Below are 19,208 nucleotides of genomic sequence, written 5' to 3'. Positions count from 1 at the left end.
AAGGACACTGGTGCTGTTTATCCCTACGTCGACGTCCAGTCCTCGCTATACGTCGTCTCCAGTGTTTCGGTAAGCGACGGCATCGGCGGCACCTATTCCACCGACTACAGCTACGCCGGCGCCAAATCTCACCTTCTCGGCGGCGGCTTCCTCGGCTTCCGTCAAGTCACCCTCCGTGATTACCAGGCGGACATGTATTCCGTCACCACCTACCGCCAGGACTACCCTTACCAGGGCCAGCCCCTGAGCACGCAAAAGCGCACCAACGGCGGCGTCCTCCTGAGCCAGAGCCTCATCACCTACACCGACCAGCTCCTCAACACCGGCATCAGCCCCACCTGGCACCAGTCCCTGCCTACTCACACGGTCGAATCCAGCTACGAGCTCACGGGCGGCTTGATTTCCACCGTCGTCACCGACACCCAGTACGACGCCTGGGGCAACCCCACCTCCATCGTCGTCGACTCCGGGGGCGGCTACAACAAGACCACCACCCATACCTACGACAACATCATCGACGCCAATCGCTGGTTCCTCGGGCGGCTCCGCCGCAGCACCGTCACCAGCGTCACGCCATAAGGGGAAGGGACCATGCGTAGCGTATTGTTGAGCCTGATTCTGGCGCTGACCCTGCCTGCCTGGGGTGCGCAGTTGACCCGTACTTCCTCGTTTGGGTACGACCCCGACACCGGCCTCCTGGTCAAGGAAACCATCGAGCCCGACCAGCCGCAGATGCGGCTCGATACAACCTACACCTACGATGCTTTCGGCAACCGCACCAGCGTCACCGTCAGCTCCCCGGCCACCGGCACCCCCGCCATCGCAACCCGTGCCACGACAACCACATGGGACGCCAACGGCCAGTTCCCCCTCACTGCCGCCAATGCGCTTGGCCACACCGAAACCAAGACCTTCGATCCCCGCTTTGGCGTCGTCACCAGCCTCACCGGCCCCAACAACCTCACCACCACCTGGCAGTACGACGGCTTCGGCCGCAAGACCCAGGAGAATCGGGCCGACGGCACGCAGACCGTCTGGACCTACGACATGTGCGACGCCGCCTGTCCCACCAACGGCGTCTATCGCATCGTCACCCAGATATTTGGCGCCGGAACCCAGATCGCCCCGGTTTCCGTCGACTACTTCGACAGCCTCAACCGCAAATTGCACACCGCCACCCAGGGCTTCGACGGCAGCTGGATCTACAAGGACACCGTCTACGACAACCAGGGCCGCGTACAGAAAGTATCGCGTCCCTATTTCGCCGGCCAGGCCGTGTACTGGGTCACCAGCGAATACGACGACCTCGGCCGCGTCGTCCGGGTCTACGAACCTGACGATCCGGCCACCCCCGCGCTCCGCGTCGTCTACAACGGCCTGACGATTGCCCGCACCAACCGCAAGGGCCAGGTCACTACCGAGATCAAAAACAGCCAGGGCCAGAAGGTCAGCGTCACCGACGCCATGGGCAACCTCACCACCTACGCCTACGACCCCTTCGGCAACCTCGCCCGCACCACCGATCCGGCAGGGAACAGCATCGTCAACCTCTATGACGTGCGGGGCCGCAAGATCCAGACGACCGACCCCGACCTGGGCACCTGGACCTACGAATACAACGTCCTCGGCGAACTGGTCAGACAGACCGACGCCAAGAACCAGGTCGCCACCATGAGCTACGACGTGCTCGGCCGGATGACCCGGCGCGTCGAGAACGGGCTGACCAGCGACTGGATCTACGACACGGCCGCCATGGGGAAAGGCAAGCTCCAGCAGGCCAAGACCAGTGCGGGCTATATCCGGACCCATTACTACGACAACTATGGCCGTCCCCAGATCACGCTTTCCAATCTGGGTGCGGGCAATCCCCTGTTCTTTAGCAGCGTCACCTACGATGCCTTCGGCCGGGCATCCCAGCAGAACTACCCCAATGGCCTGAGCACCCGGACTATCTACAATGCCTACGGCTACGTCGCCGAAGTGCGCAACGCCGCCACCAACGCGCTCTACTGGCAACTCAACGCCATGGATGCCGAGGGCCACGCCATCCGCGAAACCACCGGCAACGGCATCGTCACCGAGCGAAGCTATGCGGCCGACACCGGCCGCATCCAGAACATCGTCGCGAATACCGCGAGTGGCCAGCAGATCCAGGGGCAGGCCTATGTCTACGACACCATCGGCAATGTCGCGATCTACGCCGACGGCCCCGGCAACCAGCTCGAAATCCGCGGCGGCTACGATGCGATCAACCGTCTGACGCAGATCGATTCCACGATCGACGGCGTCGCCTCCAGCCAGACGCTGGTCTACGACGCCCTGGGCAACATCACAAGCAAGACCGGCGTCGGCAATTACTACTACGGTGGCAACGCCAACTGCATCAACAGCAACGTCGGCCGCCACGCCGTCTGTAGGGCCGGGAACAACGCCTATTCGTACGATGCCAACGGCAACCTCACCGGCGGTGCCGGGCGTTCCGTCACCTGGACCGCCTGGAACATGCCCGCCAGCCTGACCCAATCCGGACAGACCCAGAGCTGGCTCTATACGCCCGAGCACGACCGCTACAAGATGGTCGCATCCGGCCGCACGACCTGGTACCTGAACCCCAGCGTGCATCAGGGTGGGCACTACGAACGGACCCTGTACACCAGCGGCACTGTCGAGCACCGCGTCACCCTGTACGGCGGCGGCCGTGCCATCGGCGAAGTGCTCACCTTCGAGGTCACGAGCGGCACCGCGCCGGCCGCCCAGACAAGATACTTCCACAGCGACACCCAGGGGTCGATCACCGCGGTCACCGACAGCGCAGGCGTCGTGCTGACCCGTTTCCGCTATGACGCCTGGGGCAAGCAGACCCTGACCTACGGCAACAACACGGGGATCAACGCCACTCGCCAGGGGCATACGGCGCATGAAATGCTGGACGGCGGGCTGACGCATATGAACGGGCGGCTGTACGACCCGGTGCTCTCCCGCTTCGTCAGCGCGGATCCGACGGTCGACAATCCGTTCGATCTGCAGAGCCTGAACCGCTACAGCTATGTGAACAACAACCCGATGGGGTTCACGGATCCAACAGGCTACTTCAAGATCTTCGGGAAGAAATGGAGTTGGTGGCGCGATACAGTGGTTAAGCCAGTGGTGGCAGCTTGGGCATCCTTCTACGGGTTCAACATTGGTTACTGGGGGGTGGGTACGGCAGTGGGAGGTGGCACGCTCGGGGGAGTAGCCGGAACGTTGGCTGGTGCTACGCTTGCAGGTGCTAGTTCATCGCTGATAATGACTGGCAATTTGCAATCGACGTGGTCGTATGCGGGAAACTATGCCATGGGCAGCTATCTTACCGGGGGCAACTATCTTCAGAATCCGGTGGATAAATTTTCATCTCTAAGCGACATGGTTTCCGCAGGTTTCTCGACAGGCGATTTTATGAATCGCCAATTTAGCCGGGTTGAAGCGAGACTGGCTAATCGCTGGGGTATGTCGTCGATGGATTTGAATACGGCGTTCATGGGGGTGTCGATACTGGGGAATGAGACACTGGGCAGTCGTTTCAGTGGCAAGGCTGGTAATGATGTTGCTAAGCGTTTTCCCGAGACAGGTGGGCTTGGCTTTGCCGGAGTCCTCAATCGGGGTGTCGTGGGACTACCGTTTGATGCGATTGATATCGTATTAGGTTATCAGGGCTTACCGACTGCCTCTTTGGGCGACTTTGCCAATAGCGGTTCTTACGGTCGGCCAATTTCAGGACATAGCCTTGGGACATTAGATGCGATTAATGCATATGGTTTTGGCTTGGCTATCGGGGGCGGGCGGTTGGACTCAGTGCCGTTTGGAAATGTGGCATCGACTGCTTTGCAGGTTAATCTGGGAACGGGTGATCTGGTAAACGGAGGCGTGTTCGGAAAGATGTTTAATCCAGGTGCGCGGCTTTGTTCGATGGGACCGACGGGGCATCCACAAGCAACATACAGGGCGGTTTGCCCATGAGGTGGATTGTGGTTGCCGCATTGTGTGCGTTGCCTGCACTTTGTTCCTGCGGTGAATATCCCCTTACCGGTAAAGATGGGGCAGTGTGGGACGACCCTGTGTCCTATCGGGTTGACCCTGGTATGTATCCAAAATACCGGGCGATACGCGACTTCCAGCCCCCAGATTTACTCCCTAACCCACATAACGATCCGCGTCTAAGAATGCCGCGCATATCCACAGACTATGTATGGGAGGTTAGGCATCGGGTGGGCGATCATCTCTGGATATATTCTGAGGAGTATGCACGGAGTGGTGCTGGAAATCTTGAAATTGTAATTTCTGCTGATGGGCGTGTTTTACCGGGGTGGAAGGGAATAGCAAATCCAAAAATGGTAATTCTCAAAGGAGATCGAGCTATACGCTTAACACCTGACCCACGTTATGACCTGAGTTGGGGAGACCAACCTTTATTCAAGCGTGATTAGGAAGCAAAGGGGCCAGGCTGAACTGCCCCCATTTGTTCGGATTTTAAAATTTGAACCATGTCGGTGCTCACGACATCGCCAATCGATATGCCGCCACCACGGGCAGATTGGTGGCGCGGCTGCAAACTTTTTGCCCTGCTGCTCGTTGGTTCCCAACTGATCGCTGGCTGCGGCGCTTTCGACAGGCTGAACCAATCGAAGGAATGCCGCCAATTGCTCCACCCAGCGCAGTTTGTCTGCGGGCGATAGCGCGCGAAAAGCGCGGAGGCGATCATCGCTGGCATAGTAGGTGCGGTTACCGCGATCAAAAGGCATGCTCAGATTTCCTTCAGGCGCTGAAGGTATTCGATGTCGGCAAGATCAACCAGCGGGGTACTAACTGAAAGGCCAGGCTGTCCGTTCTTTCATGGCGCGCTGGATAGGGCGTCTCGAATATGCTGTTGCCGCTACCCATACCCGGGTATCTGCGCATTTTGAGAATCACTCCAATCGGCGCCCCGCATTACCCGCTCTCGGTGCCGGGGTCACGCGTGACTCGGGCGGTTTCTGAAGCGAGGTTCCAGCAGCCGCGACGGCGGAGGCCGGAGAAAATACGAACCGCCACTCGGCATAGCGCTTCGCATCCTTGAATGCCTCGTCTTTTGCTGCAAACCCCGCATTCTTGAAAGGATGGCCTGACGCCGGACTGTACACGCCGGCGATGCCCTGCGTGTCGGGTTCGCGGATCAGCACGAACGGGCTGCCGGTCAACGGGTCGCGCCAGGCGCGGCGCAGGTGGCGTACGACGTTGGGGCGGCGGTTGTCTTCCAGCAGGTCGTCGAGGCTTTGCGGCAGGCGCGGCTGCGCGGGATCGAGTTCGTAGTAGCTGCGGATGGCCTGGCGGTACTGGTCGCCGATGAACAGCAGGTCGGCCTCGCGCTCGCGTTGCGACTCGGTGTCCCAGAGGGTGCCTGCGGCGGCCAGGCCCATGCCGATCAGCGCGATCAGCATCAGCACGAACAGGTAGGTGAAGCCGGACTGCGCGGGCTTACCAGTCGGCATAGGCGCTGCCGTCGTGCGCCATTCCCGGCGCGCCGCTCTTGATGTCGTACATCGCCCCGGCGTCGCCGCCTGAGGGCGCCACGACCTGCCAGGTGTCGGGGCGCTCGGTGATCGGGTCGACGGGGAGCGAGCGCAGGTAGCGTGCGCTGACCAGGGCGTCGAGACTGTCCGGGTAGCGGCCGGTGTCGCCATGGTATTTGTCGATGGCGTCGCGCATGACGGCGAGATCCTGCCTGAGGATGGTTTCGCGGGACATGTCCAGGTGCTTGAAGTAGCGCGGCAGCGCCAGCGCCAGCAAGAGCGCGATGATGGCCATCACGACCATGAGTTCGACCAGGGTGAATCCGCGTCGCATCCGTTTCAACATGATTTCACCATTCCCGATACGGCACGCCGTTCAGGCCGGTGGCGGGCGACAGCGAGTACACGTCGAACACGTCGCGTCCCGGCGCGGGCGTGTCGGGTGGGCTGGCGTAGCTGCGCAGGCCCCAGGTGGTGGCCGGCGGGGCGGCTGAGTCGGGGTAGAAGGGGTCACGCGGCAGGCGGCGGATGAAATAGATCTTCGTGGCGTCCGGCTTGGTCTTGTCGGCCACGCCCTGCAACAGCACGTCGAGATCGGGCGGGTAGCCGCTGCCGTCGGCCGGCGAATCGACGCGGCCTTCCTTGACGCTCTGCTTGTAGGCATCGAGCGCCGTGCGGATCTGCCGTAGCGCGTCGCGCAATTCGGTTTCCTTGTGGCGCTGCTGCACCAGTTGGGCGAACGGCACGGCCATGCTCGCGAGCAGCGCGAGGATGGCCAGGGTGACCATCAGCTCGATCAGGCTGAATCCCTTGCTACGCCGGGCCATGTCTAGTTGTCCGGCGCCGGCGGTGGCGGAATCTGCGGGACGGGGATCGCGGGCACGGCATCCGGTGCCGTCGCGGGTTCGGCGGCCGGCTCAGCCTGAGGGATGTCGGCGGGCTGGGGCGCCGGGACAGGTGGCAGCCGGTCCACACCGGGCCGGAACGAAAGGTTCGCGCCGCCACCGCCGATATCGCTTTCGGTGCCGCCACGGAATTCGGTCAGTGCCGGCTGGCGGGTGGAATCGGTGCGCAGCACACGCGGCGTGATCAACAGCACGATCTCGGTCTTGTTGCGCTCGTTATGATGGTTGGAAAACAAGCGTCCCAGCAAGGGCAGGTCGCCCAGCCCGGGGATCTTGCTGGCGCTGCTGCGGTCCTCGTCCGAAATCAATCCGGCCAGCACCTGGGTTTCGCCGTCCTTCAGGCGCAGCGTGGTGCCTGCGTTGCGGGTGCCGATCTGGTAGGTGAGCGTGCCGTTGTTGCTGCGGATTTCGCGCACGATGTTGGAGACTTCGAGCCCCACCTTGATCTGCACGTCCTGGCGCATCAGCACCGTCGGCTCGACGTCGAGCTTCAGGCCCACGTCCAGGTAGGATACTGATTCGGACACCACGCCGGTCGACGTGGTGTTGGAGGTGATGACCGGCACCTTGTCGCCGATGTGGATCTTGGCCTTTTCGCGGTTTTTCACGCGGATGCGGGGGTTGGCCAGGATGTTGACGTCGCTGTCCACCTTCTGCAGGTTGAGTTGCGGATTGTTCATCGTGATGTCGGCGCCGGTGAGATGGCGCAGCTTGTCCACGGTCAGCGGCAGCGGCGACAGCGTGGTGTTGGTGGTGACCACCGGCGCGCCCACGGTCGACGAGGTCGCCGTATCGGTGGTAATGGTGTTCAGCAGGGAAAACTGGTTGGGATACTGGATGCCCAGGTCAAGCAGCCGCCCACGCTTGACCTCCAGCACTTCGACGTCGAGCATGACTTCGGGCTCGGCCAGGTCCTGCACCGCGACCAGCTTCTCGGCCAGTCGGATGGCGTCGGGCGTGTCGCGCATCACCAGCAGATTCAGCCGGTCGTCGACATACATGTCCCGCGTCTTGACTAGCGTGCGCAGCATGGCCATGGTGGCCTTGGCGTCGGCATTGCCCAGGTAGAAGCTCTTCACCATCAGGTCCTGGTAGGCCTTCTGTTTTTGCGGCTGGTCGGGATAGATCAGCAGCGTATTGGCGTTGACCACTTTCTTGGCCAGCTGACCGGTCATCAGGAGCATGTCCACCGCATCGGCGATCGGCGTGTTGCGGGCAAACAGCGTGGCCTTGGTGTCCGTCCGCACGTCCTTGTCGAAAATGAAATTGAGGCCCGACTGTCGCGAGATCATGTCGAACACGCTGCGCAGCGGCGCATCGCGGAACTCCAGCGTGATCGGCTTGCGATAGGCCGCCCCGAGTTCCGGCAGCTTGAGCTCGTCCGGTGCGCGCGCGGCCTGGATCTGTTGCAGCAGTGCCTGCGCGCCGGCGTGGCCGGGGGACTCGGCCAGGATCAGGCGCACGGCTTGCTCCGCTTCGTCGAGGTGGCCTGCCGCAAAGGCTTCGCTAGCCGTCTGCAGGCGCGTCTGGTTCTGGCGCGCTGCGGCCAGATTGTCCAGCAGGGTGTGCGCACGCGGGTTCTCGGGATGGATCGCCACCACTTTGTTCAGCCCGGCCTCCGCCGCGTCGAAGCGTCCGGCGTCGAGGTCCGACTGGGCCTGGGTGAGCAGCTGGCTGGCGATACGCTCGCGCTGGGTGTGGTAATAGGCCTTGAGTTCGAGATTGCCGGGTTCTTCGGTCATGCCTGTGCGCAGGCGGGCAATGCCGGCTTCGGGCTGGCCGGCGTCGATCAGCTTGCGGCCTTCGGTCAGCCCCGTGCTGGCGCAGCCGGCGAGGCCGAGCACCAGGCATACTGCGGACAGGCAAACATAATGGGTGCGTTGCAACTCAATCTCCTGTGCGCAGGCTGCGCGTCTGGTTCAGCGGTAGGTAAGTGAAATTCAGCATGCCGCCGGTCACGGGTTCGAGCCGCCACACGCCGTCGAGTACCTGGCCCGCGTGCACGCTGACCGGCGCGGTGCCGCGAGCCAGGTAATACGTGGTCTGCCCGGCTTCCTGCCAGCGGCCCATGTAGCTGAAGGGCAGGGCCGGCGCCTGGGGCGGAGGCGGCGGGACATAGGGTGGTGGGGGCGGCGGCGGAGGCGGGACGTACCAGGTCTGTTCGGGAAACAGGTTGGTGCGCGACAGGGCCAGCCGTGGCTCGGCCTCCTGCGGCTTTGTTTGGACTGCGGCAGGCGCCGACACCTGGACTGCGCGGGCGGGGCGGGACGCATGCGCCGCCGGCTCGGCCACGTCGATTCGATCGCCTGCATCGTCGTTCGATCGATCATTGATCGCCAGCCAGATGGACCATGCGGCCACCCCCGCCAGGGCGGCAAACAGGACAGAACGCCGCGTCTTGTCGGTCATGGCGCCGCCTCCACGAACAGGCTCATGCGCAGTTCCGCCTGCAACTCGGCGGACTCGATCCGTTCGCGTTTCAGCTTCACCTCGTCCAGTGTCAGGTTGGGCAGGCGTTCCAGCGCCGTCGCGAGAAAGGCATGCAGGTCGGGGTAGGCCGTCTTCACCGGCAGCACGAGCTGCCAGCGCTGCAGCGAGGTGCCGGTCAGCGACGACACGCTGTACTGGCCGCGCGGCAGTTCCAGCCCATGCAGGCGGGCCAGGCGTTCCAGTTCGCCGATCAGTTGTGCCGCTTCGCCTGTCGGCGGCAACAGGGACAACGGATTGGCAGGCGGCAACGGCTGTGGCGCGGCAGCCTGCCGGGCGGCGGCCTGTTGCAACGCGGCCAGACGGACCTGCTGCGTGCGGATCGTCTTTTGCAGCGACGCGACCTGGATCGTCTGCAACAGCAAGGCAATCGCGAGCAAACCCAGGCCAGCCAGACCGGCGGGTCCCAGGCGGCGTCCCCATTGCCGCAGAAGCCATAGCCAGCCGTTCATGCGCCCAGTTCCACCAGGATGGTGAAGCGCAGCGGCTTCTGCGCATCGTCGGCCTGCAGCTCGTGCTGGAGCAGCTCGACACGCCAGATTCCGGGCTGTTGTTGCAGTGCGTCGATGAAGGCGATCGCATCCGCCAGATGTCGCGCTTCGGCCACCAGCTTCAGACGCGAGGTGGACTGCACCGCGTCGAGCGAGACCAGTGCGATCTTGCCGCTGCGCGCGTCTGCCAGGGCCTCGAACGCAGGCTGCCAGGAATAGGCAAGCTGGGCCGAGACTTGAGACCGGGTGCGCTGGGCTGCGTCGTCCGTGCGCTTGACGGGTTGCACAGCCGGCCGCGCCTGACTTTTCTCGAGGGCGGCGATCCGCATCGCCAGGCCGGCCTCGGTTGCGTGCGCCGTCTGCAGATTCATCCAGACCCAGGCCATGGCGGCCACGCCAGCCAACGCCAGCGCGACGCCCAGCGTGCCGGGGCGTACGGGACGCGAATGAAAGTCGAAATCGAGCCGCGCCATCGTTATATGCCCGCCAATGCCAGGGCGCCGCGGGTGTCGGGATCGTGCGGCAGTATCTGCCAGTCTCCGGCAGCCGGTTTCGGGATCGGGCCGGTGCCCACGGCCTGGATCCAGACTGCGGACGGTAAAGTCTGGGGGGCCGATAGGGCTTCCCGTTCGATCAGGTCGGGCAGGGCGTCGACCCAGTCATCGCCGACCGGTTGGCCGCCGAGGTGATGCCAGATGCCGTTCGCGCTGCCGAACAGCGTCAGCCAGCCGGGTTCGGCCAGCGCCCACCAGCCGGCAAATTTTCCCGGCAGGTGTTGTGCGGCGACGCTGGCGAGCGGACGGATCATCACCTCGCGAAACCCGTGGCGCGCCAGCAAGGCATCCAGCTGCTGGATGAACGACGCGTCCATGGCGGCACCGACCAGACCATGCTGTGGCGGCTGGCTGAGTACCTGCACGTTCCACTGCAGGGCTTCGTCGCCGTAGATATTGCGCAGGCTGGCGCCTGCCAGCGCGCGTTCCTCGGCACGCGAGAGCGCCTTGTCGGGCGGCGGCGTCAGCACGTGGCGCACGAAATGCTGCGACAGCACCACCTCGACCCGCCGGCCATGCCAATCCGGGTCGGCGAGCGCCTCATCCAGCAGCGGCAGCAGACTGGCCGCATCGCGTTCGCCCGCAGCGAGCACGCGGCTGGTGGGCGTGCCGCGCGTGCGCAGCAAAGCCGCTTCGCCCGGGGCGAGCGCAATGCGGAGCGTTTCAGCCGACCAGCGTGACACGGTTGATCTCCTCCAGGGTGGTGTCGCCCGATTTCACCAGGGCGAGCGCGGCGTCGCGCAGGCTCTTCGTGCCGCCGCGTGCGGCAGCTTCCTTGATCTGGCCGATCGGCGCGCGCGCGACGATCAGTTCGCGCAACTCGTCGGTGAGCAGCAGGATCTCGGCGACCGCACGGCGGCCCTTGTAGCCGCTGCCGCGGCAATGCCCGCAGCCGCTGCCCTGGCGGAACTCGAAATCGCGGGTTTTATCGAGCGTGAGGCCCGACAGTTCCAGCAGGTCGTCGGCGGGCGTGACGGGCGCCGCGCAATGCGGGCAGTTCACCCGCAACAGGCGCTGCGCGACTATTCCATTAAGTGCCGAGACGAAGCTGTAGGGGTCGACGCCCATGTGGATGAAGCGGCCGATGACGTCGAACACGTTGTTGGCGTGCACGGTGGTGAACACCAGATGCCCGGTGAGCGCCGACTGCACCGCGATCTGTGCGGTGTCGGCGTCGCGGATCTCGCCGACCATGATCTTGTCGGGGTCGTGGCGCAGGATCGAACGCAGGCCGCGCGCGAACGTCAGGCCCTTCTTCTCGTTGACCGGAATCTGCAGCACGCCCGGAAGCTGGTATTCGACCGGGTCCTCGATGGTGATGATCTTGTCGCGGCCGTGGTTGATCTCGGAAATGGCCGCGTACAGCGTGGTGGTTTTTCCTGAACCTGTTGGACCGGTCACCAGCAGCATGCCGTAGGGTTCGGCCGCCAGCTTGCGGATGCGTGCCAGCGTCGCGCCGGCGTAGCCGAGGCCTTCCAGCGTCAGCCCGGAGAGTTCCTCGGACAGCGCCTGCCGGTCGAGGATACGCAGCACCGCATCCTCGCCGAACACGCTCGGCATGATCGATACCCGCACGTCGACCTCGCGGCCCTGCATCGACACCTTGAAGCGGCCGTCCTGCGGCACCCGGCGCTCGGCGATGTCGAGTTCGGCCATGACCTTGATCCGCGACACCGCCTGCTCGGCCACTTCGACGCCCGGCGCGTGGGCGATGTGCGAGAGCACGCCATCGATGCGGTATTTCACCGTCAGGCCGCGCGCGTCGGTTTCCAGGTGGATGTCGGACGCGCCGGCTTTCAGTGCGTCGTACAGGGTCGAGCGCACCAGCCGCACGACCGGGCTGGCGTCCTCGGCGATGCTGGCGAACGACAAGGCTTCGGCGCCGGAATCCTGTGCGACCTGTGTGCCGCTGCCGCCCACGCCTTCCATGGCGCGCAGGCCTTCCTCGTGACGTGCCAGCAGCGCCGCCAAGTCGGCGGGATGCGCGAGGCCGGTCTTGAACGGTGCGCCCAGGACGTGCCCGGCATAGGCCCGGCTTGCACTGTCCCACGGATCGGTCAGCAGCAGCCAGAGCTGTTCCTCGGCATCGCGTGCGACCAGACAATGCCGCCGACCAGCTTCGTTGAACCCCAGCTTGCCGAAATCGACCGCCAGCGCATTCAGCGCAGCCATGTCGAAAGCGGGCAGGCGGCAGTAGGCCGCCAGCAGGTGCAGCGTGGCGTCGGCATCGAGCCCGAATTGTTCCTGCAGCCGCAGCATCACGGCCTGGCCCGCGGCGTGCGCCGCCTGACGCAGGCTGGCCAGCGTGTCGGGGGTGAGGGCGGGGTGGGGCGCGTTCACTGGATCGACCCTGCCAGATCGAAGATCGGCATGTAGAGCAGCACCACGATCAGGCCGATCGTCAGTCCGATGAACACCATCAGCAGGGGTTCGAACAGACGGGTGAACCAGTCCACCCAGCGAGCCATCTCCTCGTCGTGGAAAATCGCGATGCGCTCCATCATCTCGCCCATGCGGCCGCTTTTCTCGCCGACGCGCAGGAGCCGGGCGGCGACCGGCGTGGTCAGCTCGCCCTGCGCGAACGCGGCGGAGATGGATTCGCCGCGCCGCATCGCATCCATTGCCGCCGCCGCGCCGCTGCGCAGATGCGCGGAAAGCAGCCCCGACACCATGCCGAGCGCCGACACGATCGGGATGCCGCCGGTCAGCAGCATGCCGAGGCTGCGGTAGAAGCGCGCCAGTTCGAAGGTGCGCAGGTGTTCGCCGATCGCCGGAATGCGCCAGGCCAGGCGGGTGAGGGCAGCACGTGTGACGGGCTGCGCCAGTGCCAGCACGAAACCGGCAATCCCTGTCGCCGCGCCCAGCAATATCCAGACGCCGTGCGCCTCGACTGCTTCGCCCCAGGCCAGCAGCATCTTCGACATCCACGGCAGGTCGCGCCCGGCGTCGGCATAGACCGATGCAAAACGCGGTACGACGTAGCCGAGCAGAAAGCCGATCACCAGCGTGCCGACACCGATCAACAGCAGGGGATAGATCGACGCCGAGAGGACTTTCTTCTTCACTGCGTCGATCTGGTTCTGGTAGCCGACATAGCGGGCCAGCGCCGGCGAGAGGTCGCCCGTGCTTTCCGCCGCGCGCACGGTGGCCGCATACAGCGGTGGAAACGCCTCGCCCTGCATGGCCAGCGCCGCCGAAAATGGACGGCCCTCGCGCATGGTGGCGAGCAGGCGTTCGATCAGCTGGCGCGACTCAGTCCGGCTTTCTTTCTCGCCCAGGGTTTCCAGGGCTTCGGTCAGCGTCAACCCGGCCTCCAGCAGCGCGATCAGTTCCTGCGTGAACAGCAGCAGCGGAAAGCGCGCACCGCGTCCCGCCAGCCACCGGCCGCGTTCGGCCACGATGGACAACACCTGCGCACCCTCGCGCTGCAGCCGTGCGGTGGCCTCGGCCTCATCGAGCGCCTCCACCGTCGTGGCCGTCACCCCCATTCCGGGGTGCAAGGCTTTTATGCGATAACGCATGTGGCGGCTTTACCAGTTTCCGATGTCGGCGTCTTCGCCGCTGCCGCCCGACGTGCCGTCGCGGCCGAAAGAGAAGATATCCACCTCGCCGTGTTCGCCGGGCATCTTGTATTGATACGGCTTGCCCCAGGGATCATTGGGCACCGCCTTTTTCAGATAGGGGCCATCCCAGTGCGGCTCGTCCGCCGGTTTGGTGTTCAATGCGGCCAGTCCTTGCTCGGTGTTGGGATAGCGGCCGGTATCGATCCGATACTGGTCGAGCGCCTTTTCCAGCGCGACGATCTGCGCCTTGGCGGTTTTTACTTCCGACTTGCCGATCTGGGCGAAATATTTCGGGGCCACATAGCCCGCCAGTAAACCCAGGATCACCAGTACCACCAAGAGCTCGAGGAGGGTGAAGCCGTGGTGGCGGCTGGGACTGGAGCCGGGTGTCGCGATGAATGGAAACACGATCTAACCTCTGTGTGATGGCTTACCGCAAGGTGGGCAAATTTTTTTGGGGCGAATCGATTTCCCGTGCAATGGACGGGGAAGGAACGACTGTCACGGAATTGAATTGAAACAGCCGCATGTTACTGGTGTATTAAACCGGGCTGTGTCGGTAGAGGAAACGGCTTGTATCTCGTGTGCGCCGGCGGGATTAGCCGTTGAACGGGGGATAGGGAGATGCGTTCCTTCGAACCCTGGTCGTGGCAGGGAATGGCTATCCCAATGATGGGATGTCGGAAACCAATTGAAGATGGGCGGGCAAAACGACCACGCATGCAGTTTTTCCTCCTCCTGCAACCCTAAACAATCACGAGTTGTTTTCCGCAAATTGCTAGCGTGTCGTGCCGCTGGCTTTAGTTATATGGCAGCGAACTTATCATGCGAATTTTCACGTGGTCAACGGTCTATACATGCCAGCGCCGTGATTGGGTGTTCCTTTGCTCTGTAACCCGGCCTACATAAACGTGTTAAGTACACATATACCTATAAGGTTATGATGCGCCCCGCATTAGGCGCGTAGCTCAGCTGGTTAGAGCACCACCTTGACATGGTGGGGGTCGTTGGTTCGAGTCCAATCGCGCCTACCAATATCTAAGGGGTCGGGATGACCCGGTTTCAAGAGGGGCTGAACTGCCCACGGAGGTTGCGAAATGTCACCGCGAACTAGTCAGGCTGTCACTGGATAACAACCCGGCGCATAGCTGTTCGCAGGCAACTGCAATCTTCAATCTGTACTATCCAAAAGCGCGGCCGGTCCGCGCTTTTTTTCGTTTCCGGAGTCTGAAAAAATGGTCAACGTCACGCTTCCCGATGGTTCGGTCCGACAGTTCGAGGGCCCTGTCACGGTCGCGCAGGTCGCCGCCAGCATCGGCGCCGGGCTCGCCAAGGCGGCGCTCGCCGGCAAGGTCGACGGCAAGCTGGTCGATACCAGCCACCGGATCGATGCGGATGCCCAGCTCGCCATCGTCACAGCCAAGGACGCCGAGGCGCTCGACCTGATCCGCCACGACGCGGCGCACGTGATGGCGCAGGCGGTGCAGGAGCTGTATCCGGGCACTCAGGTGACGATTGGTCCGTCGATCGAGGACGGCTTTTACTATGACTTCGCGCGTGCGGAGCCGTTTACCCCTGAGGATCTGGCGGCGATCGAAAAGCGCATGGATGAGATCGTCAAGCGCGACCTGCCTATCGTGCGCGAGGTGTGGGAACGCGAGGAGGCCATGCGGGTGTTCGCCGAATTGGGCGAGAGCTACAAGGTGCAGATCATTGACGAGGTGATTCCCAGGGGCGAGGAGCTTTCGATCTATCGCCAGGGCGACTGGTTCGACGTCTGCCGCGGCCCGCACCTGCCGTCTACCGGCAAGCTGCCGCGCGCGTTCAAGCTGATGAAGCTGGCCGGCGCCTACTGGCGCGGCGATTCGAAGAACCCGATGCTGCAGCGCATCTACGGCACCGCGTGGGCGAAGAAGGAGGACCTCGAGGCCTACCTGCACCGCCTGGAGGAGGCCGAGAAGCGTGATCACCGCCGGCTGGCCAAGCAGCTCGACCTGCTGCACATGCAGGACGAGGCGCCGGGCATGGTGTTCTGGCATCCCAAGGGCTGGATCGTGTGGCAGCAGATCGAGCAGTACATGCGGCAGAAGTTCGTCGAGTACGGCTACCAGGAAGTGCGCACCCCGGCGGTGATGGACAAGAGCCTGTGGGAGAAATCGGGCCACTGGGACAACTACCGCGACAACATGTTCACGACGGCGTCGGAGAACCGCGACTACGCGGTCAAGCCGATGAACTGTCCCGGCCATGTGCAGATATTCAATTCTGGTCTGCATTCCTACCGCGACCTGCCGCTGCGCCTGGCCGAATTCGGTTCCTGCCATCGCAACGAACCCTCGGGCGCGCTGCACGGCATCATGCGGGTGCGCGGCTTCACCCAGGACGACGCCCACATCTTCTGCACCGAAGACCAGATCGAGGCGGAGGTCGCCGATTTCATCGTCATGCTGCAGAAGGTCTACGCCGATTTCGGCTTCAACGACGTGCTGGTCAAGCTGTCGACCCGGCCGGACAAGCGCGTCGGCTCGGACGAGAGTTGGGACAAGGCCGAAGCGGCGCTGGCTGCGGCGCTCGACAGGAACCAGCTGGCCTACGACCTGCAGCCGGGCGAGGGCGCGTTCTACGGCCCCAAGATCGAGTTCACGCTAAAGGATACGCTTGGCCGCCTGTGGCAGTGCGGCACCATCCAGCTCGACTTCAACCTGCCGGTGCGGCTCGGCGCCGAGTTCGTCGATGAGGACAACAGCCGCAAGCCGCCGGTGATGCTGCATCGTGCGATCCTGGGTTCGATGGAGCGCTTTATCGGCATCCTGATTGAGCACCACGCCGGAAACTTCCCGCTGTGGCTGGCGCCGGTGCAGGTGATGGTGCTGAACATCAGCGAGCGCCAGGCCGAGTATGCCCAGAAAGTCGTGCAGGCGCTGCGCGAGGCGGGCATCCGCGCGGTGTCGGACTTGAGTAATAACAAGATTACCTATAAAATTCGGGAACATAGCTTGCAGAAGCTGCCTTATCAGGTGGTCGTCGGTGACAAGGAGATGGAGACCGGTGTGGTCGCCGTCCGCGCCCGAGGCAACCAGGATCTGGGGCAGCTCGGTTTGAATGACTTGATTGCGCGCCTGAAAGCGGAAACGCTGGCGCGCCAGTAACAGCGGTCAAACAAGGCGTCGGGACCTCCCGTGATCGGGAACAGCCCCACGCCTTCTTTAATTGGTTTGACCTTTTTTGCCTCGGCGCCTGGCGTCAGGTTTTTATTTGGAGAACGGCTCATCGCGACAGAAAAGAAGCAGACACGCATCAATGGTGAAATTACAGCCCCTGAGGTGCGGTTGGTCGGTGTGGAAGGCGAGCAGCTTGGCATTGTGAAGATTTACGATGCGCTGCGGCAGGCGGAAGAAGCTGACCTGGATCTGGTTGAAATTGCACCGACGGCCCAGCCGCCCGTGTGCAAGATCATGGACTACGGCAAGTTCAAGTACCAGGAAAGCAAAAAGCAGCACGAAGCCAAGCTGAAGCAGAAGCAGGTCCAGATCAAGGAAATCAAGTTCCGTCCGGGTACGGACGAAGGCGATTACCAGATCAAGCTTCGCAACCTCATCAAGTTTCTTGAAGAAGGCGATAAGACCAAGATTACATTGCGTTTTCGGGGCCGTGAAATGGCTCACCAGGAAATCGGCATGGCGCAGTTGCGGCGCGTGTCGAACGACCTGGCCGAACTCGCAGTGGTCGAGCAGTTCCCGAAGATGGAAGGTCGCCAGCTGGTGATGATGCTGGCGCCAAAGAAGAAGGTCTGAGTTTCGAGGCCGGCGTTTCTCGGACCCCTATGGGTTAAAAACGCCAACAATACGTGCAGTCGGGTAGGTGAAGCATTCCGCGTCGCGGGGTCACCTGACCGCATGAGATAAAAGGAAGCATCATGCCTAAGATGAAAAGCAAGAGCGGCGCTGCCAAGCGGTTCCGCGCGCTGGGCGGCGGCGGGTTCAAGCGCTCGCACGCGTTCATGCGTCACATTCTCACCAAGAAGAGCACCAAGCGTAAGCGCCAGTTGCGCGGCATGGAAACTGTCAATGCCAGCAACCACAAGTCGGTTGCCCGCATGTTGCCCTACGCATAAAGGAGAGAAAGCATGCCACGCGTCAAACGGGGCGTAACCGCCCGCGCCAGTCACAAGAAAATCCTCGATGCCGCCAAAGGCTATCGCGGTCGTCGCAAGAACGTATTCCGCGTCGCCAACGAAGCGGTGATGAAGGCCGGTCAGTATCAGTACCGCGACCGTCGTCAGCGCAAGCGCCAGTTCCGCGCACTGTGGATTGCCCGTATCAACGCCGCTTCGCGTCAGCACGGCCTGACTTACAGCGTGTTCATGAACGGCCTGTCCCGTGCCGAAATCGGCATTGACCGCAAGGTGCTGTCCGACATCGCGATCTTCGACAAGGATGCCTTTGCCAAGATCGTCGATCAGGTCAAGGCCAAGCTCGCTGCGTAAGCGGTACCGAGACAACAAGAAAAGGCCGCAAGGCCTTTTTTTGTTGGTGCTGTCCTAAAGCAAAATGTTTATCCACGAAGAACACGAAGAGGCGCGAAGATCCGATTGTTTTGATTCGGGAATTTCGTGTCCTTCGTGGACAAATTTGAGATTTTCCAGATAACCGCCATGCGTAATCCCAACGAAATCGTTGCCGACGCCCTCAATGCGATTCATGCCTCCCCGGATCTGCCGAATCTGGAGCAGGTAAAGGCAGCCTATCTGGGCAAGAGCGGCCAGCTGACCGAGCTGCTGAAAAGCCTGGGTGCGATGCCCGCCGAGGAACGCAAGACCGCCGGCGCACGCATCAATGAAGCCAAGCAGGCGGTGGAAGCGGCGCTCAAGGACCGCCGCGAAGCCTTGCAGCAAGCTGAGCTGGACCGCCAGCTGGCGGCCGAAACGCTGGACGTGACCCTGCCGGGGCGTGGGTTGGCGCGTGGCGGCCTGCACCCGGTATCGCGTACCTTGGCGCGCATCCAGGCACTGTTCCGCTCGATCGGCTTCGAGGTGGCGACCGGGCCCGAGATCGAGACCGATTTCTACAACTTCACCGCGCTCAATATCCCGGAAGACCATCCGGCGCGGGCGATGCACGATACCTTCTACCTGCAGAGCGGCGAACTGCTGCGCACCCATACTTCGCCGGTGCAGGTGCGTTATATGCAGACCCACCAGCCGCCGTTGCGCATCATCGCGCCGGGCCGCGTCTATCGCTGCGACTCCGATGTCACGCACACACCGATGTTCCATCAGGTCGAGGGCTTGTGGGTCGACGAATCGGTGTCGTTTGCCGACCTCAAGGGCGTGCTCGCCGATTTTATGCGCAATTTCTTTGAGCGCGACGACCTGCCGGTACGCTTCCGTCCTTCGTTCTTCCCGTTCACCGAGCCATCGGCCGAGATGGACATCGGCTGCGTGATGTGCGGTGGCGAAGGCTGCCGCGTGTGCTCGCACACCGGCTGGCTGGAAGTGCTGGGCTGCGGCATGGTGCATCCGAATGTGTTCAGGCATGTCGATATCGATACCGAGCGTTTTGTAGGCTTCGCGTTCGGTCTGGGCGTCGAGCGTCTCGCGATGCTGCGCTACGGTGTCGACGATCTGCGATTGTTTTTTGAAAACGATCTTCGCTTCCTCAAACAATTCAATTAATTAGAGCGC

Annotated in this window: 19 protein-coding genes and 1 tRNA gene; 8 read left to right on the top strand and 12 right to left on the bottom strand. The window is 62.9% G+C overall.

All coding sequences use genetic code 11. The features are described 5' to 3' along the window. Together ABT23_RS04150 and ABT23_RS04145 are read left to right on the top strand one after the other, a co-directional pair. On the top strand, nucleotides 1-579 hold a 579-nt coding region (locus tag ABT23_RS04150; RefSeq protein ID WP_296631591.1), incomplete at its 5' end, for a hypothetical protein. A gap of 12 nt (nucleotides 580-591) precedes the next feature. Then, nucleotides 592-3,996, top strand: coding sequence for an RHS repeat-associated core domain-containing protein (locus ABT23_RS04145; RefSeq protein WP_296631589.1), 3,405 nt, complete (start codon nucleotides 592-594; stop codon nucleotides 3,994-3,996). 449 nt (nucleotides 3,997-4,445) lie between these two features. Here the strand turns inward: ABT23_RS04145 and ABT23_RS04140 are convergent, their stop codons facing one another. The 12 genes from ABT23_RS04140 to gspG all read right to left on the bottom strand — a co-directional run bounded on the left by ABT23_RS04140 (nucleotide 4,446) and on the right by gspG (nucleotide 13,933). Beyond that, nucleotides 4,446-4,778 carry a hypothetical protein gene (locus ABT23_RS04140; protein WP_296631587.1) on the bottom strand — a complete coding sequence of 111 codons (333 nt, stop codon included), beginning with the start codon at nucleotides 4,776-4,778 and terminating at the stop codon, nucleotides 4,446-4,448. A gap of 165 nt (nucleotides 4,779-4,943) precedes the next feature. Next, complete coding sequence (locus ABT23_RS04135) at nucleotides 4,944-5,504, bottom strand: type II secretion system protein (RefSeq protein ID WP_296631585.1); 561 nt, start codon at nucleotides 5,502-5,504, stop codon at nucleotides 4,944-4,946. Continuing rightward, nucleotides 5,491-5,871, bottom strand: a complete 381-nt coding sequence (locus ABT23_RS04130) for a prepilin-type N-terminal cleavage/methylation domain-containing protein (protein WP_296631583.1) — start codon at nucleotides 5,869-5,871, stop codon at nucleotides 5,491-5,493. The genes ABT23_RS04135 and ABT23_RS04130 overlap by 14 nt, the downstream gene beginning before the upstream one ends. A gap of 4 nt (nucleotides 5,872-5,875) precedes the next feature. Beyond that, nucleotides 5,876-6,352, bottom strand: coding sequence for a type II secretion system protein (locus ABT23_RS04125; protein ID WP_296631580.1), 477 nt, complete (start codon nucleotides 6,350-6,352; stop codon nucleotides 5,876-5,878). Between the two features lie 2 nt (nucleotides 6,353-6,354). Continuing rightward, the gene (locus ABT23_RS04120; RefSeq protein WP_296631578.1) at nucleotides 6,355-8,316 is read right to left on the bottom strand and encodes a secretin N-terminal domain-containing protein; all 1,962 of its coding nucleotides are present in this window, start codon (nucleotides 8,314-8,316) and stop codon (nucleotides 6,355-6,357) included. A gap of 1 nt (nucleotide 8,317) precedes the next feature. Further along, complete coding sequence (locus ABT23_RS04115; protein ID WP_296631575.1) at nucleotides 8,318-8,839, bottom strand: hypothetical protein; 522 nt, start codon at nucleotides 8,837-8,839, stop codon at nucleotides 8,318-8,320. Next, nucleotides 8,836-9,369, bottom strand: a complete 534-nt coding sequence (locus ABT23_RS04110; protein WP_296631572.1) for a hypothetical protein — start codon at nucleotides 9,367-9,369, stop codon at nucleotides 8,836-8,838. The genes ABT23_RS04115 and ABT23_RS04110 overlap by 4 nt, the downstream gene beginning before the upstream one ends. After that, entirely contained in the window at nucleotides 9,366-9,881 is a 516-nt protein-coding gene (locus tag ABT23_RS04105) for a hypothetical protein (RefSeq protein WP_296631571.1), read from the bottom strand. Before ABT23_RS04105 ends, ABT23_RS04110 begins: the two co-directional genes overlap by 4 nt. Nucleotides 9,882-9,883: 2 nt before the next feature. After that, the gene (locus tag ABT23_RS04100; protein ID WP_296631568.1) at nucleotides 9,884-10,645 is read right to left on the bottom strand and encodes a hypothetical protein; all 762 of its coding nucleotides are present in this window, start codon (nucleotides 10,643-10,645) and stop codon (nucleotides 9,884-9,886) included. After that, a complete protein-coding gene (locus ABT23_RS04095; RefSeq protein ID WP_296631564.1) occupies nucleotides 10,626-12,302 on the bottom strand; it encodes a GspE/PulE family protein in 1,677 nt (558 codons plus the stop codon). The genes ABT23_RS04100 and ABT23_RS04095 overlap by 20 nt, the downstream gene beginning before the upstream one ends. Next, nucleotides 12,299-13,483 carry a type II secretion system F family protein gene (locus ABT23_RS04090; protein WP_296631562.1) on the bottom strand — a complete coding sequence of 395 codons (1,185 nt, stop codon included), beginning with the start codon at nucleotides 13,481-13,483 and terminating at the stop codon, nucleotides 12,299-12,301. The genes ABT23_RS04095 and ABT23_RS04090 overlap by 4 nt, the downstream gene beginning before the upstream one ends. Before the next feature lie 9 nt (nucleotides 13,484-13,492). Continuing rightward, nucleotides 13,493-13,933 (bottom strand): type II secretion system major pseudopilin GspG, encoded by a 441-nt coding sequence (gene gspG / locus ABT23_RS04085; RefSeq protein ID WP_296631558.1) that lies wholly within the window; start codon nucleotides 13,931-13,933, stop codon nucleotides 13,493-13,495. A gap of 549 nt (nucleotides 13,934-14,482) precedes the next feature. On the opposite strand from gspG, the gene ABT23_RS04080 reads away from it, so the two are divergent. The 6 genes from ABT23_RS04080 to pheS all read left to right on the top strand — a co-directional run bounded on the left by ABT23_RS04080 (nucleotide 14,483) and on the right by pheS (nucleotide 19,199). Further along, a tRNA-Val gene (locus ABT23_RS04080) sits at nucleotides 14,483-14,559 on the top strand. A 201-nt stretch (nucleotides 14,560-14,760) separates the two neighbouring features. Beyond that, nucleotides 14,761-16,674: a threonine--tRNA ligase gene (gene thrS, locus ABT23_RS04075; protein ID WP_296631555.1), complete on the top strand. Its 1,914-nt coding sequence runs from the start codon at nucleotides 14,761-14,763 to the stop codon at nucleotides 16,672-16,674. Nucleotides 16,675-16,794: 120 nt separating this feature from the next. Then, nucleotides 16,795-17,319 carry a translation initiation factor IF-3 gene (gene infC, locus ABT23_RS04070; RefSeq protein ID WP_296631593.1) on the top strand — a complete coding sequence of 175 codons (525 nt, stop codon included), beginning with the start codon at nucleotides 16,795-16,797 and terminating at the stop codon, nucleotides 17,317-17,319. A gap of 122 nt (nucleotides 17,320-17,441) precedes the next feature. After that, entirely contained in the window at nucleotides 17,442-17,639 is a 198-nt protein-coding gene (rpmI, locus tag ABT23_RS04065) for a 50S ribosomal protein L35 (protein ID WP_296631552.1), read from the top strand. Between the two features lie 12 nt (nucleotides 17,640-17,651). Further along, nucleotides 17,652-18,011, top strand: a complete 360-nt coding sequence (rplT, locus tag ABT23_RS04060; protein ID WP_296631549.1) for a 50S ribosomal protein L20 — start codon at nucleotides 17,652-17,654, stop codon at nucleotides 18,009-18,011. Between the two features lie 168 nt (nucleotides 18,012-18,179). Then, the gene (pheS, locus tag ABT23_RS04055) at nucleotides 18,180-19,199 is read left to right on the top strand and encodes a phenylalanine--tRNA ligase subunit alpha (RefSeq protein ID WP_296631546.1); all 1,020 of its coding nucleotides are present in this window, start codon (nucleotides 18,180-18,182) and stop codon (nucleotides 19,197-19,199) included. The last annotated feature ends 9 nt before the right edge of the window (nucleotides 19,200-19,208 follow it).

The sequence above is a fragment of the Thiobacillus sp. SCN 63-57 genome (genome assembly GCF_001725555.1).
Lineage (GTDB): Bacteria > Pseudomonadota > Gammaproteobacteria > Burkholderiales > Thiobacillaceae > Thiobacillus.
Note: the sequence above shows the minus strand (reverse complement) of the source record. Positions and strands in the feature narration are given on the sequence as shown.